Origin of the sequence: Dickeya oryzae (genome assembly GCF_020406815.2) — a bacterium.
Taxonomy (GTDB): domain Bacteria; phylum Pseudomonadota; class Gammaproteobacteria; order Enterobacterales; family Enterobacteriaceae; genus Dickeya; species Dickeya oryzae.
In genome coordinates, this window is sequence record NZ_CP162670.1 from 4,747,323 (window position 1) to 4,763,888 (window position 16,566).

16 protein-coding genes are annotated in these 16,566 nt (G+C 54.3%); 10 read left to right on the top strand and 6 right to left on the bottom strand.

Annotated features, from left to right (window positions below; translation table 11 throughout):
• The first annotated feature begins 739 nt into the window (after positions 1–739).
• The 8 genes from arnB to LF929_RS20960 all read left to right on the top strand — a co-directional run bounded on the left by arnB (position 740) and on the right by LF929_RS20960 (position 8,718).
• On the top strand, positions 740–1,882 hold the full coding sequence (gene arnB / locus LF929_RS20925; protein WP_226092774.1) for a UDP-4-amino-4-deoxy-L-arabinose aminotransferase: 1,143 nt from the start codon (positions 740–742) through the stop codon (positions 1,880–1,882).
• On the top strand, positions 1,882–2,865 hold the full coding sequence (gene arnC / locus LF929_RS20930; protein ID WP_226092775.1) for an undecaprenyl-phosphate 4-deoxy-4-formamido-L-arabinose transferase: 984 nt from the start codon (positions 1,882–1,884) through the stop codon (positions 2,863–2,865). Before arnB ends, arnC begins: the two co-directional genes overlap by 1 nt.
• On the top strand, positions 2,862–4,853 hold the full coding sequence (arnA, locus tag LF929_RS20935) for a bifunctional UDP-4-amino-4-deoxy-L-arabinose formyltransferase/UDP-glucuronic acid oxidase ArnA (protein WP_038909405.1): 1,992 nt from the start codon (positions 2,862–2,864) through the stop codon (positions 4,851–4,853). The genes arnC and arnA overlap by 4 nt, the downstream gene beginning before the upstream one ends.
• Positions 4,850–5,749 (top strand): 4-deoxy-4-formamido-L-arabinose-phosphoundecaprenol deformylase, encoded by a 900-nt coding sequence (gene arnD, locus LF929_RS20940; RefSeq protein ID WP_012886792.1) that lies wholly within the window; start codon positions 4,850–4,852, stop codon positions 5,747–5,749. Before arnA ends, arnD begins: the two co-directional genes overlap by 4 nt.
• Positions 5,749–7,407 carry a lipid IV(A) 4-amino-4-deoxy-L-arabinosyltransferase gene (gene arnT, locus LF929_RS20945; protein ID WP_038909407.1) on the top strand — a complete coding sequence of 553 codons (1,659 nt, stop codon included), beginning with the start codon at positions 5,749–5,751 and terminating at the stop codon, positions 7,405–7,407. The genes arnD and arnT overlap by 1 nt, the downstream gene beginning before the upstream one ends.
• The gene (gene arnE, locus LF929_RS20950) at positions 7,404–7,745 is read left to right on the top strand and encodes a 4-amino-4-deoxy-L-arabinose-phosphoundecaprenol flippase subunit ArnE (RefSeq protein WP_038906138.1); all 342 of its coding nucleotides are present in this window, start codon (positions 7,404–7,406) and stop codon (positions 7,743–7,745) included. Before arnT ends, arnE begins: the two co-directional genes overlap by 4 nt.
• Complete coding sequence (gene arnF / locus LF929_RS20955; RefSeq protein ID WP_038906139.1) at positions 7,742–8,140, top strand: 4-amino-4-deoxy-L-arabinose-phosphoundecaprenol flippase subunit ArnF; 399 nt, start codon at positions 7,742–7,744, stop codon at positions 8,138–8,140. The genes arnE and arnF overlap by 4 nt, the downstream gene beginning before the upstream one ends.
• A 98-nt stretch (positions 8,141–8,238) precedes the next feature.
• Positions 8,239–8,718: a GNAT family N-acetyltransferase gene (locus LF929_RS20960; protein ID WP_226092776.1), complete on the top strand. Its 480-nt coding sequence runs from the start codon at positions 8,239–8,241 to the stop codon at positions 8,716–8,718.
• A gap of 108 nt (positions 8,719–8,826) precedes the next feature.
• Here LF929_RS20960 and hppD read toward each other — a convergent pair whose 3' ends face one another.
• A complete protein-coding gene (hppD, locus tag LF929_RS20965; RefSeq protein WP_226092777.1) occupies positions 8,827–9,915 on the bottom strand; it encodes a 4-hydroxyphenylpyruvate dioxygenase in 1,089 nt (362 codons plus the stop codon).
• 320 nt (positions 9,916–10,235) lie between these two features.
• On the opposite strand from hppD, the gene LF929_RS20970 reads away from it, so the two are divergent.
• Both LF929_RS20970 and LF929_RS20975 read left to right on the top strand, forming a co-directional pair.
• Positions 10,236–11,027 (top strand): MBL fold metallo-hydrolase, encoded by a 792-nt coding sequence (locus tag LF929_RS20970; RefSeq protein ID WP_226092778.1) that lies wholly within the window; start codon positions 10,236–10,238, stop codon positions 11,025–11,027.
• Positions 11,028–11,070: 43 nt separating this feature from the next.
• A complete protein-coding gene (locus LF929_RS20975) occupies positions 11,071–12,093 on the top strand; it encodes a GlxA family transcriptional regulator (protein WP_226092779.1) in 1,023 nt (340 codons plus the stop codon).
• Here LF929_RS20975 and mnmE read toward each other — a convergent pair.
• The 5 genes from mnmE to rpmH all read right to left on the bottom strand — a co-directional run bounded on the left by mnmE (position 12,038) and on the right by rpmH (position 15,892).
• The gene (gene mnmE, locus LF929_RS20980) at positions 12,038–13,402 is read right to left on the bottom strand and encodes a tRNA uridine-5-carboxymethylaminomethyl(34) synthesis GTPase MnmE (protein WP_210174786.1); all 1,365 of its coding nucleotides are present in this window, start codon (positions 13,400–13,402) and stop codon (positions 12,038–12,040) included. The genes LF929_RS20975 and mnmE overlap by 56 nt on opposite strands.
• Before the next feature lie 116 nt (positions 13,403–13,518).
• A complete protein-coding gene (gene yidC, locus LF929_RS20985) occupies positions 13,519–15,150 on the bottom strand; it encodes a membrane protein insertase YidC (RefSeq protein WP_226092780.1) in 1,632 nt (543 codons plus the stop codon).
• A 2-nt stretch (positions 15,151–15,152) separates the two neighbouring features.
• The gene (yidD, locus tag LF929_RS20990) at positions 15,153–15,410 is read right to left on the bottom strand and encodes a membrane protein insertion efficiency factor YidD (protein WP_012886807.1); all 258 of its coding nucleotides are present in this window, start codon (positions 15,408–15,410) and stop codon (positions 15,153–15,155) included.
• Positions 15,374–15,733, bottom strand: coding sequence for a ribonuclease P protein component (gene rnpA, locus LF929_RS20995; RefSeq protein ID WP_012886808.1), 360 nt, complete (start codon positions 15,731–15,733; stop codon positions 15,374–15,376). Before rnpA ends, yidD begins: the two co-directional genes overlap by 37 nt.
• A gap of 18 nt (positions 15,734–15,751) precedes the next feature.
• Positions 15,752–15,892, bottom strand: a complete 141-nt coding sequence (rpmH, locus tag LF929_RS21000) for a 50S ribosomal protein L34 (RefSeq protein ID WP_004093983.1) — start codon at positions 15,890–15,892, stop codon at positions 15,752–15,754.
• Positions 15,893–16,566: the final 674 nt, after the last annotated feature.

Below are 16,566 nucleotides of genomic sequence, written 5' to 3' on the forward strand. Positions count from 1 at the left end.
TTCTAAGAAGATACTTATTCTTAAAACTACCCATGTCTGGTTGTCATATCATAAAATCTGGCTATGCTTTGTTCATGATAATTAAAGGATATGAGGGAAAATCGAGAGAGCGGTCGCGGCTGAAGTGAAAGTAACGTGCTCTATCTGTTTACTATTTCGCAATGCATTGTGCAGTCTGGTAAATTTCATAGCAAGATAAGCAATCGGTATAAATAAGATTTATTTCTATTTCGATGGGCATTAATAATATTGCAAGAAATCGTAATTATTGTCTTGTTTTGATGTCTGCGTGATGTTTATCACGAAAAAATATTATATTTCGTGTGCTTATATGCGTGACTATCATCTTGAACTTTATTTTTATTGATGATGGGTTTAAGCATAGCTTGTTATCCTCCCATAGAGTGGATTTGTTTTGCGAATAGCAGAATAGCGTTTGCACCGTGAATTGTGGTCTTGCGGGTTGAACATCGCCTGAAAAAAAGCGTCTTAATATTCAACTAAGAAATCTGCGTTATGCTCGTCTGCTAATTGTCAGACAGGTGATATTATTGATAGCCATAGTCTGTCACTGATTGCTTTTCTACTTATGCTGCGCAAGGACCTAAGGAGTGGTTTCCCCTGACGTGTTTATCCCCAGACTCGATTCTGATGGCGGGACGGCGGTGTTACCAGAGCGTTTAAAATATTATCTCGCCATACCAACAATCATCGATTTAACCTGAGAGTGAATTTTTACATGGCTGATTTTCTACCTTTCTCACGCCCCGCGTTAGGTGAGGAAGAGCTTGCCGCAGTCGAGCAGGTTCTCCGTTCCGGATGGATTACCACTGGCCCTAAAAATCAGGAACTGGAACAACAGTTTGCTGCACTGGCCGGTGCGAAACACGCCATTTCCGTGAGTTCTGCGACGGGTGGCATGCATGTCACCTTGATGGCGCTGGGGATCGGCGCGGGCGATGAGGTTATTACACCGTCGCTGACCTGGGTTTCCACCCTGAATATGATCGTTCTGCTCGGTGCTGAACCGGTCATGGTGGATGTGGATCGCGACAATCTGATGGTGACACCACAAGCGATTGAAGCGGCCATTACTCCCCGAACCAAAGCCATTATCCCGGTTCACTATGCTGGCGCGCCAGCGGATATCGACGCGATTCGAGACATCGGTCGTCGCCATGGCATTCCGGTAATTGAAGATGCAGCCCATGCGGCTGGTACTTACTACCGTGGTCATCACGTCGGCGGCGAAGGTACGGCGATTTTCTCCTTCCATGCCATCAAAAATATGACCTGCGCTGAAGGCGGTCTGGTGGTAACGGACGACGACGAACTGGCCAACCGCATTCGTAGCCTCAAGTTCCACGGTCTGGCGGTCGATGCCTTTGATCGCATGGTGCAGGGACGTGCGCCGCAGGCGGAAGTGGTGTCGCCGGGCTTCAAATACAACCTGCCGGATATCAGTGCGGCGATTGCGCTGGTACAACTGAACAAACTTGCTGCTAATAATGCCCGCCGCGAAGCGCTGGCCCAGCGCTATCTACAAAAATTGGCATCATTGCCATTCCAGCCGCTGTCGCTGCCGTCATGGCCGCATCAGCACGCCTGGCACCTGTTTATTATTCGGGTAGATGAAGCGCGTTGCGGTATCGATCGCGACGGCCTGATGCAGGCGTTAAAAGAGCGTAATATCGGCACCGGCTTGCATTTCCGCGCTGCACATACCCAGAAATATTACCGTGAGCGTTTCACTAACCTGCATCTGCCGAATACCGACTGGAACTCAGCGCGTATCTGCTCCCTGCCGCTGTTCCCGGATATGCATGACGAGGATGTGGACAGGGTGGTAGAGGCGTTGACTGAACTGGCGGGGAAACACTGATGTCAGACATGGAAGCAATTAATAAAGTCTCGGTGGTGATCCCGGTTTTCAACGAGCAGGAAAGCCTGCCGGAACTGATTCGTCGTACTGCCACCGCTTGTGAGCAACTGAGCCAGGATTATGAAATCCTGCTGGTCGATGATGGCAGTAGCGACAATTCAGCCGCAATGCTGACCGAAGCCGCGCAGGCACCGGGCAGCCATGTGGTGGCGGTGATCCTCAATCGTAACTACGGCCAACATTCGGCGATCATGGCGGGGTTCAGCCATGTATCGGGCGATCTTATCATCACGCTGGATGCCGACTTGCAAAACCCGCCGGAAGAGATTCCCCGACTGGTGAGCACGGCGGAGCAAGGGTATGACGTGGTGGGCACCATCCGTGAGAATCGTCAGGACAGCTGGTTTCGCAAAACCGCGTCCCGCATGATCAACCACCTGATTCAGCGTACTACCGGCAAGGCGATGAATGACTACGGCTGTATGTTGCGTGCCTATCGCCGCCATATCATCGACGCGATGCTGCACTGCCATGAACGCAGTACGTTTATCCCGATTCTCGCTAATACCTTCGCCCGTCGCACGACTGAAATTCTGGTGCGTCATTCTGAGCGTGAGTTTGGTGACTCCAAATACAGCTTCATGAAACTGATTAACCTGATGTACGACCTGGTGACCTGCCTGACAACGACACCGCTGCGTTTGTTGAGCGTTGTGGGCAGCGTCATTGCGATTTCCGGTTTCACGCTGGCGCTGTTGTTGATTCTGATGCGTCTGTTTTTCGGCGCAGCCTGGGCAGCGGACGGTGTGTTCACACTGTTTGCCATCCTGTTTTCCTTTATCGGCGCCCAGTTCGTCGGCATGGGGCTACTTGGGGAATATATCGGACGAATCTACAACGATGTTCGCGCGCGTCCCCGCTATTTTATTCAACGTATTGTTGGCAATGATCCACGATTTTCTGAACAGGACAATGAAGAATGAAAGCAGTTGTTTTTGCCTATCATGATTTTGGCTGCGTGGGACTCCGCGCGTTGGTGGCGGCGGGCTATACCGTAGAAGCGGTATTTACCCATGCGGATAATCCCGCGGAAAATCAGTTTTTTGGATCGGTAGCCCGTACCGCAGCGGAACTGGGTATCCCGGTATTCGCGCCGGAAGACGTCAACCACCCGCTGTGGGTGGAGCGCATCGCCGCGATGTCGCCGGACGTGATTTTCTCCTTCTACTATCGCCACCTGCTGAGCGACGCTATTTTGCAAAGTGCAGCCCATGGCGCGTACAACCTGCATGGTTCGCTGCTGCCGCGTTATCGTGGCCGGGCACCGCTGAACTGGGCGCTGGTTAACGGCGAAACTGAAACCGGCGTCACCCTGCACCGTATGGTTGCGCGTGCCGATGCCGGTAATATCGTGGCACAACAGCGTGTTGCTATCGACGAAAGCGATACCGCGCTGAGTCTGCATCATAAGCTGCGTGACGTCGCCAGCCAGTTGCTGCAAGACCACCTGCCGGCTATCGCGGCAGGTAAAGCGAATGATATTCCGCAGGACGAAAGCCAGGCTACCTATGTGGGCCGCCGTACTCCGGAAGATGGCCGCATTGAATGGCAGAAACCGGCACGTGCGCTGTACAACCTGGTACGTGCGGTGACCGAGCCGTGGCCGGGCGCATTTAGCTTTGTCGGTACTACCAAGTTCATTATCTGGCAGGCGAAAGTGCGTACTGACTTTGCCGCTGCCAAACCGGGCACCGTGCTGAGCACGTCACCGCTGGTGGTTGCTTGCGGTAACGACGCGTTGGAGATCGTGACCGGTCAGGGGGATAACGGTATTTATCTGCAAGGCGCGCAACTGGCCCAAAGCCTGGGTCTGGTGAGCGGCGCTATCCTCAACAACTCGCCGGTGGTGAGTGTGAAGCGTCGTACCCGTGTGCTGATCCTCGGGGTGAATGGCTTTATCGGTAACCACCTGACCGAGCGTCTGTTGCAGGAAGATAACTACGAAGTGTTCGGTCTGGACATCAGCTCCGATGCTATCGAGCGTTTCCTCGATAACCCGCGCTTCCACTTCGTGGAAGGGGACATCAGCATCCACTCAGAGTGGATCGAATACCACATCAAGAAATGCGACGTGGTGCTGCCGCTGGTGGCGATTGCCACGCCTATCGAATATACCCGCAACCCGCTGCGTGTGTTCGAGCTGGATTTCGAAGAAAACCTGAAAACCATTCGTGATTGCGTGAAGTACAAAAAACGCATCATTTTCCCGTCCACTTCTGAAGTGTACGGCATGTGTACCGACCCGGTATTCGACGAAGACAACTCAAACCTGATTGTCGGGCCTATCAACAAACAGCGTTGGATTTACTCTGTATCTAAACAGCTGTTGGACCGCGTTATCTGGGCTTACGGCGAAAAAGAAGGGCTGCGTTTCACCCTGTTCCGTCCGTTTAACTGGATGGGACCGCGTCTGGATAACCTGAATGCCGCGCGTATCGGCAGTTCTCGTGCTATCACCCAGTTGATCCTGAACCTGGTGGAAGGCTCGCCTATCAAGCTGGTTGATGGTGGTCGTCAGAAACGCTGCTTTACCGACATCAAAGACGGTATCGAAGCGCTGTTCCGCATCATTGAGAATAAAGACGGCGTATGTGATGGCCAGATCATCAACATCGGTAACCCGGAAAACGAAGCGAGCATTCGCCAACTGGCGGAAATGCTGCTGGAGAGCTTCGAGAAGCATCCGCTGCGTAACCAGTTCCCGCCGTTCGCCGGTTTCCGTGAAGTAGAAAGCAGCAGCTACTACGGTAAAGGCTATCAGGATGTGGAGCATCGTAAGCCCAGCATCCGCAACGCCAAGCGCCTGTTGCATTGGCAGCCGACTATCGAGATGGAAAAAACCGTGGCTGAAACGCTGGACTTCTTCCTCCAGACTGTTGAAACCGGTCAATTCAGTCAGGACGGCGAATGAGAAAAGTAGGGTTACGGATCGACGTTGATACCTGGCGCGGCACGCGGGTGGGAGTCCCCCGCTTGCTGGAGTTGCTGGACGTCTATGGCGTTCGGGCCAGCTTTTTCTTCAGTGTCGGTCCCGACAACATGGGGCGCCATCTCTGGCGCCTGATCCGCCCGGTATTTTTGTGGAAGATGCTGCGCTCGCGCGCAGCATCGCTGTATGGCTGGGATATCCTGCTGGCGGGCACCGCCTGGCCGGGCCGGGTGATCGGCCGTGGTCTGCCGGACCCGATTGTTGCCGCGTCCCGGCAACATGAAGTCGGGTTGCACGCCTGGGATCACTTCGCCTGGCAAACCTGGGCTGGAGTGTGGGATCAGGCCAAAATGGAACAACAGATCAAGCTTGCCTACGACGCGTTGCAGTCGATTACCGGCGAACCGGTCATCTGCTCCGCGGTAGCAGGCTGGCGTGCGGATCAAACCGCCGTCGAAGCCAAACAGCGGTTTGGCTTTCGCTACAACAGCGATTGTCGCGGCACGGCACCGTTTCGCCCGTTACTTAACGACGGCAGCACCGGTACGGTACAGATTCCGGTCACGTTGCCCACCTGGGATGAAGCGGTCGGCCGGGAAACTAATGCCGCTGATTTCAACCGCTATATTCTGGATAAAATCCATCAGGATCAGGGTACACCGGTCTATACCATCCATGCCGAAGTGGAAGGTATTGTGATGAGCGATCAGTTCAGCGAGTTGCTGGCTCTGGCGGAGCAGGAAGGCATTCGCTTTTGTCCGCTCAGTGAATTGCTGCCGGATGATACCACTACGTTGCCGGTCGGACGCGTGGTGCGGGGTTCTCTCGCCGGACGCGATGGCTGGTTGGGGTGTCAGCAGACCGTGGAGGCGGCCTGATGAAATACGCACGTCAAACAACGCTATGGCTGGCGTTGTTACTGCTCTACTACTTTATTCCCCTCAATGGCCGTCTGTTATGGCAACCGGATGAAACCCGTTATGCGGAGATCAGCCGGGAAATGCTGGCGGGCGGCAACTGGATTGCCCCACATTTTCTGGGTATTCGCTATTTTGAAAAACCGATCGCCGGTTACTGGGTGAATAATATCGGCCAGTGGCTGCTGGGAGACAATAACGCCGGTGTGCGTGCCGGTTCGGTGTTTTCCATCTTGCTGACGGCAGGACTGATTTACTGGCTGACACAGCGGTTATGGCAGCAGCGGCGTACCTCGCTGCTGGCGATGGCTATCTACCTGAGCTGTTTTTTGGTCTATGGCATCGGTACCTATGCGGTGCTCGACCCCATCGTCACCTTGTGGCTGGCGGCGGCGATGTGCAGTTTCTGGGGAGCCGCGCAGGCCACTACTCGCAGCAGTAAAATCGGTGGTTACCTGCTGTTGGGCGTAGTGTGCGGCATGGGCTTCATGACCAAGGGCTTTTTGGCGTTGGCGGTGCCGGTGATTGCTGTGCTGCCGTGGGTGACGCTGGAGCGGCGCTGGAAAGAGGTGCTGCTGTATGGTCCGCTGGCGATTATCAGTGCGGTAGTGGTGTCGCTACCGTGGGCGCTGGCTATCGCGCGCCAGGAGCCGGATTTCTGGCATTACTTCTTCTGGATTGAGCACATTCAGCGCTTCGCCGACTCTAAGAATGCTCAGCATAAAGCGCCGTTCTGGTACTACCTACCAGTGTTGGTTGCGGGGGTATTGCCGTGGCTGGCCTTGCTGCCGTCGTCATTGCTACAGGGGTGGCGCGAGCGGCGTCAGCAGAGCGGTGCGTTTTACCTGTTAGGCTGGGTGGTGATGCCATTCCTGTTTTTCAGCATCGCCAAAGGAAAACTGCCGACTTACATTCTGCCCTGTTTCGCACCTCTGGCGATTCTGATGGCCCGACGTGCCACCACGCTGCTTAGCCCGAAGATGCTCACCGTCAACGGCTGGATCAATCTGGCGTTTGGTGTGCTGTGTGCGTTGATTGTTGTACTGGTACTGGCCCCGTGGGGGCTGTCGCATCGTCCGCTCTTTCAACCTCAGGAAGGCGCCAAGGTGGCGTTGGGCGTTGTCGCGTTTTTGTTCTGGGGGTTGATCGGTTGGTGGACGTCGCGTCAGGCGGCAACGCGCTGGCATTGGGCGGCGGTCTGCCCGCTGGGTATTGCGTTGCTGGTTGGCATGGCGATCCCGCAGCGAGTGATGGAGAGTAAACATCCGCAGTGGTTTCTGCGCGCACCGGAGGTGGCCTCTCACCTGGCAGAGAGTCGTTACATTCTGGCCAACAGTGTGGGTATCGCGTCGGCAGCGGCCTGGGAACAAAAGCGTAGCGATATTCTGATGTACGATAATCAGGGTGAGCTGGAATATGGCTTGTCGTATCCAGACAGCGCGGATCGCATGGTCTCTGCCAGCGAATTTGCCGACTGGCTGGCGGCGCATCGCCGTGAAGGTAATGTCTCGTTGGTGTTGATATTCTCTTCGGCAACTGATCCGATCACCGGATTACCACCTGCGGATTACACTGACCGTAAAGGGCGTATTGCCTTATTGTGGTATCGCCAGCAATGATCAATTACCTGCTGATTTTGCTGGTCAGTTTGTTGACCTGCGCCGGTCAGCTTAGCCAGAAACAGGCCGCCAGCTGGCAGAGCGGCGGCCGTTCACGTCGTGCCCATATTCTGTTATGGATGGGAGTAAGCCTGTTGTTACTGGGGCTGGCAATGCTGCTGTGGCTGGCAGTGCTGCAACGTGTGGCGGTGAGCGTGGCGTATCCGATGCTGAGCCTGAATTTCATTCTGGTTGCACTGGCCGCACGTTGGCTATGGCGGGAAGCCATCAGCCTGCGGCAATGGGCAGGCATCGCGCTGATTGTTATCGGTGTCATCTTGATGGGAGGGAGCGCGTGAAAGGCTATGGATGGGCGTTGTTGAGCGTGTTGCTGGTGAGTGCGGCACAGCTGTCGATGAAATGGGGAATGTCTCAGCTTCCCTCATTGACGGAACCGTTGCCGTTTATGTTCGCCATGATGGTATTACCGATCGCGGCGGCGGCGGTGCTGTTGGGGCTGGCGGCGTATGCATTCTCAATGCTGAGCTGGTTTAACGCCCTGCGTTTTTTGCCGCTAAGCCGGGCTTACCCACTGCTGAGCCTCAGCTATGTGCTGGTATGGGGACTGGCGGTGGCGATGCCCATCTTCCCTGATACGTTTAGTACCGGCAAGCTGCTGGCTATTGCGCTAATTATTGTCGGTGTATGGCTGGTGTGCAGCCGACAAGCCTCGCGTCTGGACGACGAGTCCTGATGTCTTACTGATATGACGATGCGGGAAGGTGGCGTTTTCTCTTTCCCGTTTCTCACTTCCCGGTTATCGTTTCCACTTTGATTCACTGGGATCTTCTTATGACCTTACATATCCGTTGGGCGGTGCAGCAGGATTCCGCCACCATCCTGAGTTTTATTCGTGAGTTGGCAGAGTACGAGAAAGCGCTGCATGAGGTGAAGACCAATCAGCAGGAGATTGAGCAAACGCTGTTTGGTGAAGGTGCATCTACCGAGGCACTGATCTGCGAATGGAACGGCGAGCCAATAGGGTTTGCGGTGTTCTTCAGTAGTTACTCCACCTGGCTTGGGCGCAACGGTATTTATCTGGAAGATTTGTATGTCTCGCCACATTATCGTGGCTATGGCGCGGGTAAAGCGTTGCTGAAATACATTGCGCGTCTGGCGGTTGAACGCGGTTGCGGGCGGCTGGAATGGAGTGTGCTGGACTGGAATCAGCCCGCCATCGATTTCTACGACAGTCTGGGGGCTGCCCCACAAAACGAGTGGATCCGCTACCGGCTGGAAGGTGACAGTCTGAAACAACTGGCACAGGAATAGCCAGGAGTATCCGTTGCGCTAATCGCTAATGCTGCTGGTAGATGAGCGGTATTCAGACCGTGGGGCCTTGCGCTGCTCTGCAAGGCCGCACCTGATACAAGCGGGGGATTAGACCGCTTCTGTCGTGACTTTGATTTCCCCGCGCGCCAGTTGGTCGCGCTCCATGGATTCGAACAATGCTTTGAAGTTACCTTCACCAAAGCCCTCGTCACCATCCCGCTCGATGAATTCAAAAAACAGAGGGCCGATGAGGGTTTCCGAGAAAATCTGCAACAGTAGTTTCTTCTGCCCGTTATGGGTGTTGCCATCAAGCAAAATACCGCGTTTTTGCAGCGCGGCAGTATCCCGGCCATGGCCAGGTAGGCGCTCTTCCACCATCTGGTAATAGGTATCGGACGGCGCGGTCATCAGCGGTAATCCCGCCTGACGCAACTGATCGAGCGTCGTCAGAATATCATCGGTTTGCATGGCGATATGCTGGATCCCTTCGCCATTAAACCGACGCAGGAATTCCTGGATTTGCCCATTGCTGCCTTCGGCTTCTTCATTCAGCGGAATACGAATTTTTCCGTCTGGTGCGACCATGGCTTTTGAGTGCAAACCGGTGTATTCGCCTGCAATATCAAAATAACGAATTTGCTGGAAATTAAATATCCGGCTATAGAATTCAGACCAGTAATTCATTCTTCCCTGATAGACATTATTAGTCAGATGGTCAATGGTGTGCAGCCCGAATCCTTTCGGATTTTTTTCCACCCCGGGAATAAATGAAAATTCGATATCAAAGATATCGATATCAGAATGATATTTCTCGATGAAATAGATTTTTGAACCACCAATTCCCTCAATAGCCGGTACCTGAATGTCACCAGGGTTGGCGGCCTGTTCTACAGGTCTGGCACCGGACAACAGCGCCTGTTCATAGGCCTGGTGCGCATCTTTGACATAAAACCCCATACCGCAGGCCCCTGCACCGTGCTCCTGCAAAAAGGTTCGCGGAAAACCTGTAGCGGTATTATTCACAAGGAAGTTGATATTATTTTGTCGAAACAGCGAAATAGCACGGTGACGATGGTGTGCAACACAGGTAAATCCGAGAGAAATGAATAATGTCGACAGTGCTTCCGGGTCATCGGTGACAAATTCGATAAAAGCAAATCCATTTAAATTGAGCGGGTTGGCTAATAAATTAGTCATGCTATTTCCTTTGTCCATAAAGGAGACGGTTAACATAAATTGGCGACGTGCTTGTCAGAGTGGATAATAGCGCCATTATTCATTCAATGATAACAATTTTTTCTTATTAAAAACACAGTAAATAAATTCGAAGTAGTTTCATTTATCAATAATTATTAATTGGCGCATCGATAGTGAGTGAATGCACTCCGGTGTAATGAAAAATAATGATTTGGCCCAAACTTGGCGATAAATGACCTTTGGGCCACTGCTGGTGATGTGGTTTTTTAAGCAGAATGACGGTAGTCCGCCATATGTGTCTTAAAAAGAGGAATACCGCTATGAACATTACCCAGATCAGAAACGCGACGCTCAAAATTGGCTTCGCCGGTAAAACATTTCTCATCGACCCGATGCTGGCTGACAAAGGCGCTTATCCCGGTTTCGAGGGGACGCTGAACAGCCATCTGCGTAACCCCCTGGTGGACTTGCCGGTCACGCTGGAGGCGCTATTTGCCGGTGTGGATGCGGTAATTGTTACCCACACGCATCTTGATCACTGGGATGATGTCGCCGCCACCCGGCTGCCGAAATCATTACCGATATTTACCCAGCATGAGCACGATCAAAGCCTGATTCGGGCCGCCGGGTTTGGCGATGTCCGGCTGTTGAGCGAGCAGAGTACTTTTGGCGATAAGAGTACTTTTGGCGATATCACGCTGAGTAAAACACCGGGTCAGCATGGCAGTGATGCCATTATGGAAAAACTGGGCGAGAGGCTGGGCCAGGTGTGTGGCGTCGTGCTGCGTCATCCACAGGAAAAAACGCTGTATCTGGCGGGCGATACCGTCTGGAATGCGGAGGTGGCGGAAAATCTGCGTCGCTATGTGCCAGAAGTGATTGTGCTCAACTGCGGCGATGCACAAATTGTCGGCCAGGGGTCAATCATCATGAACCAGCAGGATGTACTGAGCGTGGCGCAGCACGCACCGAATGCGACCCTCATCGCCAGCCATATGGAAGCGGTTAACCATTCGGCGTTGAGTCGTGAGGCTCTGGCGGATTTTGTGCAGCAACATGGCGTGTCGCATCGGGTATTGATTCCGGCCGATGGCGAGTCCTGTATGCTGTAGCCGGTATACAAAACGGGCAGTGACAACGCAGGAGGAACGTAATGTGAGTAAGCCTATTCCGTCGGTCGCGGTGGTCGCCTGCGATCAGTTCAGCCCGTTTCATTTATCGGTGCCTTGCATGATCTTCGGCGATGTACTGCCGGGACAACCGTTATTCAGGTTGCGTCTTTGCGCTGGTGAAGAGGGGGTGTTGCGTTCCGCACAAGGGCTGCAGATTGATACCCCATTCGGGCTGGATACGCTGGCGCAAGCCGATATCGTGGTGGTACCTTACTGGCGTAACCCACAGGAAACACCGAATCCGGCGTTGCTGGAGGCGTTAGCCGAGGCCTATGCGCGTGGCAGTCTGTTGGTTGGGCTGTGTCTGGGCACCTATGTGCTGGCCTGGGCTGGGCTGCTTACGCAGCGCAACGCCGCGACACACTGGGAGTTCGCGCAGGATTTTCAGCAGCGTTTTTCGGATGTACGGCTGGATACACAGGCGTTATACGTGGAAGACGAGCGGCTGATCACTTCGGCAGGGACGGCAGCTGGGCTGGATTGTTGCCTGCATGTGGTCAGAAAGTACCACGGTAGTGTCATTGCCAATAAAATCGCCAGAAGAATGGTGATCCCCCCGCATCGTGAAGGCGGTCAGGCACAGTTCATCGAGCGGCCGATGCCGACATCGACGCAGGACGCCAGAATCAACGCGCTACTGGATTACCTGAGAAGCCGCCTCGACCATTCCTATCATCTCGACGACCTGGCGCGCCGGACGCTAATGAGCCGTCGCACGTTCACCCGACAGTTTCACAAGGCTACCGGGATGTCGGTCGGTGAATGGCTGATGGCCGAGCGCCTGCAACAAAGCCAAACATTGCTGGAATCCACCACGTTGTCGATCGAAGCCATCGCCGAACAGGTCGGCTTCGGCACCGCAGCGTCACTGCGTCAGCACTTCCGCCGCCAGTTTAACGTCACACCCGGCGAGTGGCGCCGGACGTTTTTGGGGGGGGAGTACGTCTATGTCACTTCCCAATACAAAAACTGGAAAAAATCCGCCCCAGCAGATCGTCGGAGGTGAATTCACCGGTGATTTCACTTAACGCCTGCTGTGCCAGTCGAAGCTCTTCGGCCAGCAGTTCACCGGCGTAGGCACCGACCAGTTGTTCGTGGCCTTGCTGCAGATGCTGCGCTGCTTGTTCCAGCGCCTGCAAGTGACGACGGCGGGCCAGGAAGCCCCCTTCGGTGTTGCTGGCAAATCCCATGCTTTGTTTGAGGTGGTCACGCAGCAGGTCTACACCGTCACCCGTTCGGGCGGAGAGGCGGATAAGTGAGTAAGTATTTACCTCTTCAATACCCAGCGGTTCGCCGGTGACATCCGCTTTGTTACGCACGACGGTGATCGGCAATCGGCTTGGTAGTCTCGCCATAAATTCTGGCCAGATAGCCGCAGGTTCTACCGCGTCGGTGGTGGTGCCATCGACCATAAACAGTACCCGGTCGGCCTGTTCGATTTCCTGCCACGCCCGTTCAATACCGATACGTTCTACTTCGTCGCTGGCTTCGCGCAGCCCGGCGGTATCAATGATATGCAGCGGCATACCGTCGATATGAATATGCTCACGCAGCACATCGCGCGTGGTACCGGCGATATCGGTGACGATAGCGGCATCGCGCCCGGCCAGCGCATTCAGCAGGCTGGATTTACCGGCGTTGGGTCGACCGGCAATCACCACTTTCATCCCTTCGCGCAGCAGGCTGCCTTGCCGCGCTTCGCCACGTACGCCTTCCAGATCGCCTATTACTGCATTGAGCATGGCCTCAATTTTGCCGTCAGAGAGAAAATCGATCTCCTCATCGGGGAAATCGATCGCGGCTTCCACATAGATTCGAAGGTGAGTGAGTGCTTCCACCAGTTGATGAACGCGGGAGGAAAAGACACCCTGCAGCGAGTTGACGGCGGAACGGGCCGCCTGCTCAGAACTGGCGTCGATCAGATCGGCAATCGCTTCGGCCTGCGCCAGATCGAGCTTGTCGTTTAAAAACGCCCGTTCGGAGAATTCGCCGGGGCGGGCGATGCGCACACCCGGCAGCGCCACGACGCGCTTGAGCAGCAGGTCGAGGATCACCGGGCCACCGTGACCTTGTAGTTCCAGCACGTCTTCACCTGTAAAGGAGTTCGGGCCGGGGAACCACAGGGCAATGCCTTGATCGAGCACGCTACCATCGACGTCATGGAAAGGCAGGTAATCGGCGTAACGCGGTTTAGGCAGCTTACCCAGTACGGCTTGTGCTACCGCTGAGGCTTGGCGGCCGGAGATGCGCAGAATACCTACGCCGCCGCGTCCCGGCGGGGTGGCTTGGGCAACGATGGTGTCGGTATGGCTCATGGTGTTCTCTCTGCCTTTTCGCCTGTTTTCAGGCACGGTTACGGGGTTGTCTTATTGTAAAAAAATAAGGCGGTCAGTGACCGCCTCATAATGAGATTGATTGGGCAATCAACCGGTTACTTTTTCTCGCGGCTGTGCAGCCCGCGTTTTTCCAGCCCGCGGTAAATCAGCTGCTGCTGGGCGATGGTCACCAGGTTGCTGACGATATAGTACAGCACCAGACCTGACGGGAACCACAGGAAGAACACGGTGAAGATAACCGGCATGTAGGTCATGATCTTCTGCTGCATCGGATCGGTGACCGTGGTCGGCGACATCTTCTGAATGAAGAACATGGTCAGACCCATCAGGATCGGCAGCACGTAGTACGGGTCCTGCGCCGAGAGGTCATGAATCCACAGTGCGAACGGCGCGTGACGCAGTTCTACCGAGCCCATCAGCATGTAGTACAACGCCAGGAAGATAGGCATCTGGATAACCAGCGGGAAGCAGCCGCCCAGCGGGTTCACTTTCTCAGCCTTGTACAGCGCCATCATTTCCTGACTCATGCGCTGTTTATCGTCGCCGATACGCTCACGCATCGCCTGCAATTTCGGTTGCAGCATGCGCATTTTCGCCATCGAGGTGTACTGCGCTTTGGTCAGCGGGTACATGATGCCGCGCACGATAAAGGTGATGGCAATGATGGAGAAGCCCCAGTTGCCGATAAAGCCGTGCAGGAATTTCAGCAGCTTAAACAGCGGTTGGGAGATGAACCACAACCAACCGTAATCTACGGTCAGGTCCAAATGCGGTGCAACGGCGGCCATTTTGTCCTGAATTTCCGGGCCAACCCACAAGGTGGCGTTCAGGTTCTGCTGGCTACCCGGCTGTACAACAACAGAAGGCGACTTAAAGCCGATAGCGGCTAAGCCATTGCCAAGGTTGGCGCTATAAAACGTATTGCTCGCGGCAGCGTTTGGCACCCAGGCGGTAGCGAAATACTGTTGCAGCATCGCAACCCAGCCACCCTGTGTGTTGATGTTCAGGTTCTCTTTCATATCGCTAAAGCTGTATTTGCGATATTTATCGTCGCTGGAAGAGAACGCTGCGCCACGGTAAGTGTGCAGAGCAAAGTTATTGCTGCCAGTGTCGCGGTGTGACGGCAAATCGATAGATTGCTTCAACTGGCCGAACAGCGTCAGTTCCAGCGGCTGTGCACTGGTGTTATTGACACTGTATTCCACGTTCAGCGCGTACTCACCACGCTTTAACACGAAGGTTTTGGTGAAGCTGACGCCGTTAGCATCGGTATAGGTCAACGGAATACGCAGTTCGTTCTGGCCTGAGGCCAGCTCAAAGCGATCTGCCGAGGCGGTATACAGCGGACGTGAACCGTTAGCCGGGTTGTCCGGGCCGTTTTTACCGGTCAGGCCGCTTTGTGCCTGGTAGGTGAAGGCCGGGGTGGTTTCCAGCAGTTTGAATGGCTGGTTGGAGCCCAGTTCTGCCGGGTAAGCCAGCAGGTCGGCTTCTTCGATGTCACCGCCGCGAGTGTTGATGTTCAGCGACAACACGTCGGTTTTCACGGTGATCAGTTTACCCTGACCGCTGGCTGGTACGCCCTGGTTGGCTGCATCGCCTACAGCGCCATTCGCCTGTTGCGTGGTCTGGGTGGCCGCGGGTGGATTTTTGTCCGTTTCCCACTGCTGCCAGATCATGAACGTCACGAATAGCAGAGCGATGACAAGAAGATTGCGTTGCGAATCCATCGTTAATGTTCTCTGTTATTGTCGGGTTTTGGCGGTACGGGATCATCACCACCAGGGTTCAAAGGGTGGCATTTTAATACGCGTTTGAGCGTCAACCAACAGCCTTTTATCATGCCGAACCGGCGTATTGCCTCAATGCCATATTGGGAGCACGACGGCTGAAAGCGGCAGTGCGGTCCAAGTAGCGGACTGATAAAGCGTTGATACCCGCGTATCAGGCCGATCAGCAGGCGTGAGCCAAACGACAGTGACGGCGCCATAATTTTTCCAACGCTTCCGTTAGCGTACGGTTATCCAGTTCAGACACCCCTTTTTTAGCGATGACGACAAAATCCATCGCGGGTAGCTCGTGTTGACGCAAACGAAAACTTTCACGTGTCAGGCGCTTGATACGATTACGTTCATGAGCCCGTCTGACGTGCTTTTTTGCGACGGTGAGGCCAATACGAGGGTGTCCCAGCGTATTCGGGCGACCGAGGATGGTAATCTGCGGCGTGCCGGCCCGTTGAGGCTGCTGGAAGACGAAAGAGAAATGGCTGGGAGTTAACAGACGTAACTCCCTGGGAAAAGCGAGCGTAACCACTCGAAGGGTTAGCTTTTATTACTTGGAAACAGTCAGACGAGTACGGCCTTTCGCACGACGGCGGGCCAGAACCTGACGACCATTTTTAGTGGCCATACGAGCACGGAAACCGTGGCTACGGTTACGCTTCAATACGGACGGTTGGAAAGTGCGTTTCATGGCGATTTCTACCTAAACTTGATTTAAGACTTCACAGTAAACGCGTTTGGCTACTCGGCGTGAAAAGTGACCGACGCCTCTATCGCATAATAAAGAGGCGGGATTGTAATAATTGTACAGCCCCGAGTCAATTAACATCCGCGTTTTACCCGCCTGAAACTTCCCGGTGGTCCCGGATTTTCTGTTTGTTCAGCACATAAAATGAGCTGCTCAGCACAGAAAACAGGCGCTACGCGCAGGCCGCGAATTATACGGACTCTGCGATAAAGCGCAAGGATCCCTCAGCGATCCTGTCTGCGGGATCATGATCCGCGTCACCGCTGATCGTGTCGATTACGTCTATGCTTACTACCCGCAAGGGATCCAGGGCAGGTTGTGGGTAACCTTATGGGTATCCCGTAATAAAAGCGGAATTTGACACAGACTATAAGAAGAGCCTGTGGATAAAAAGGATCGAAACTGTGTAGAAAGGGGAGATCTCTTTCGTGGTTTAGGTTATGATCCGCCGTCCCGCTAGCGATCTCTGGATCGGGATCGTCACGGTAAAGCCGCCTTATGCGCGGCGCACCCCGGCGTAGTAGTGTCCATGCGCAGCCGGGTGCCTGAAAAATCATGAGTTACATAACTAACGTCTGTTCCTTTTCTTGATTGACCTTGTTCGAGTGGAGTCCGCC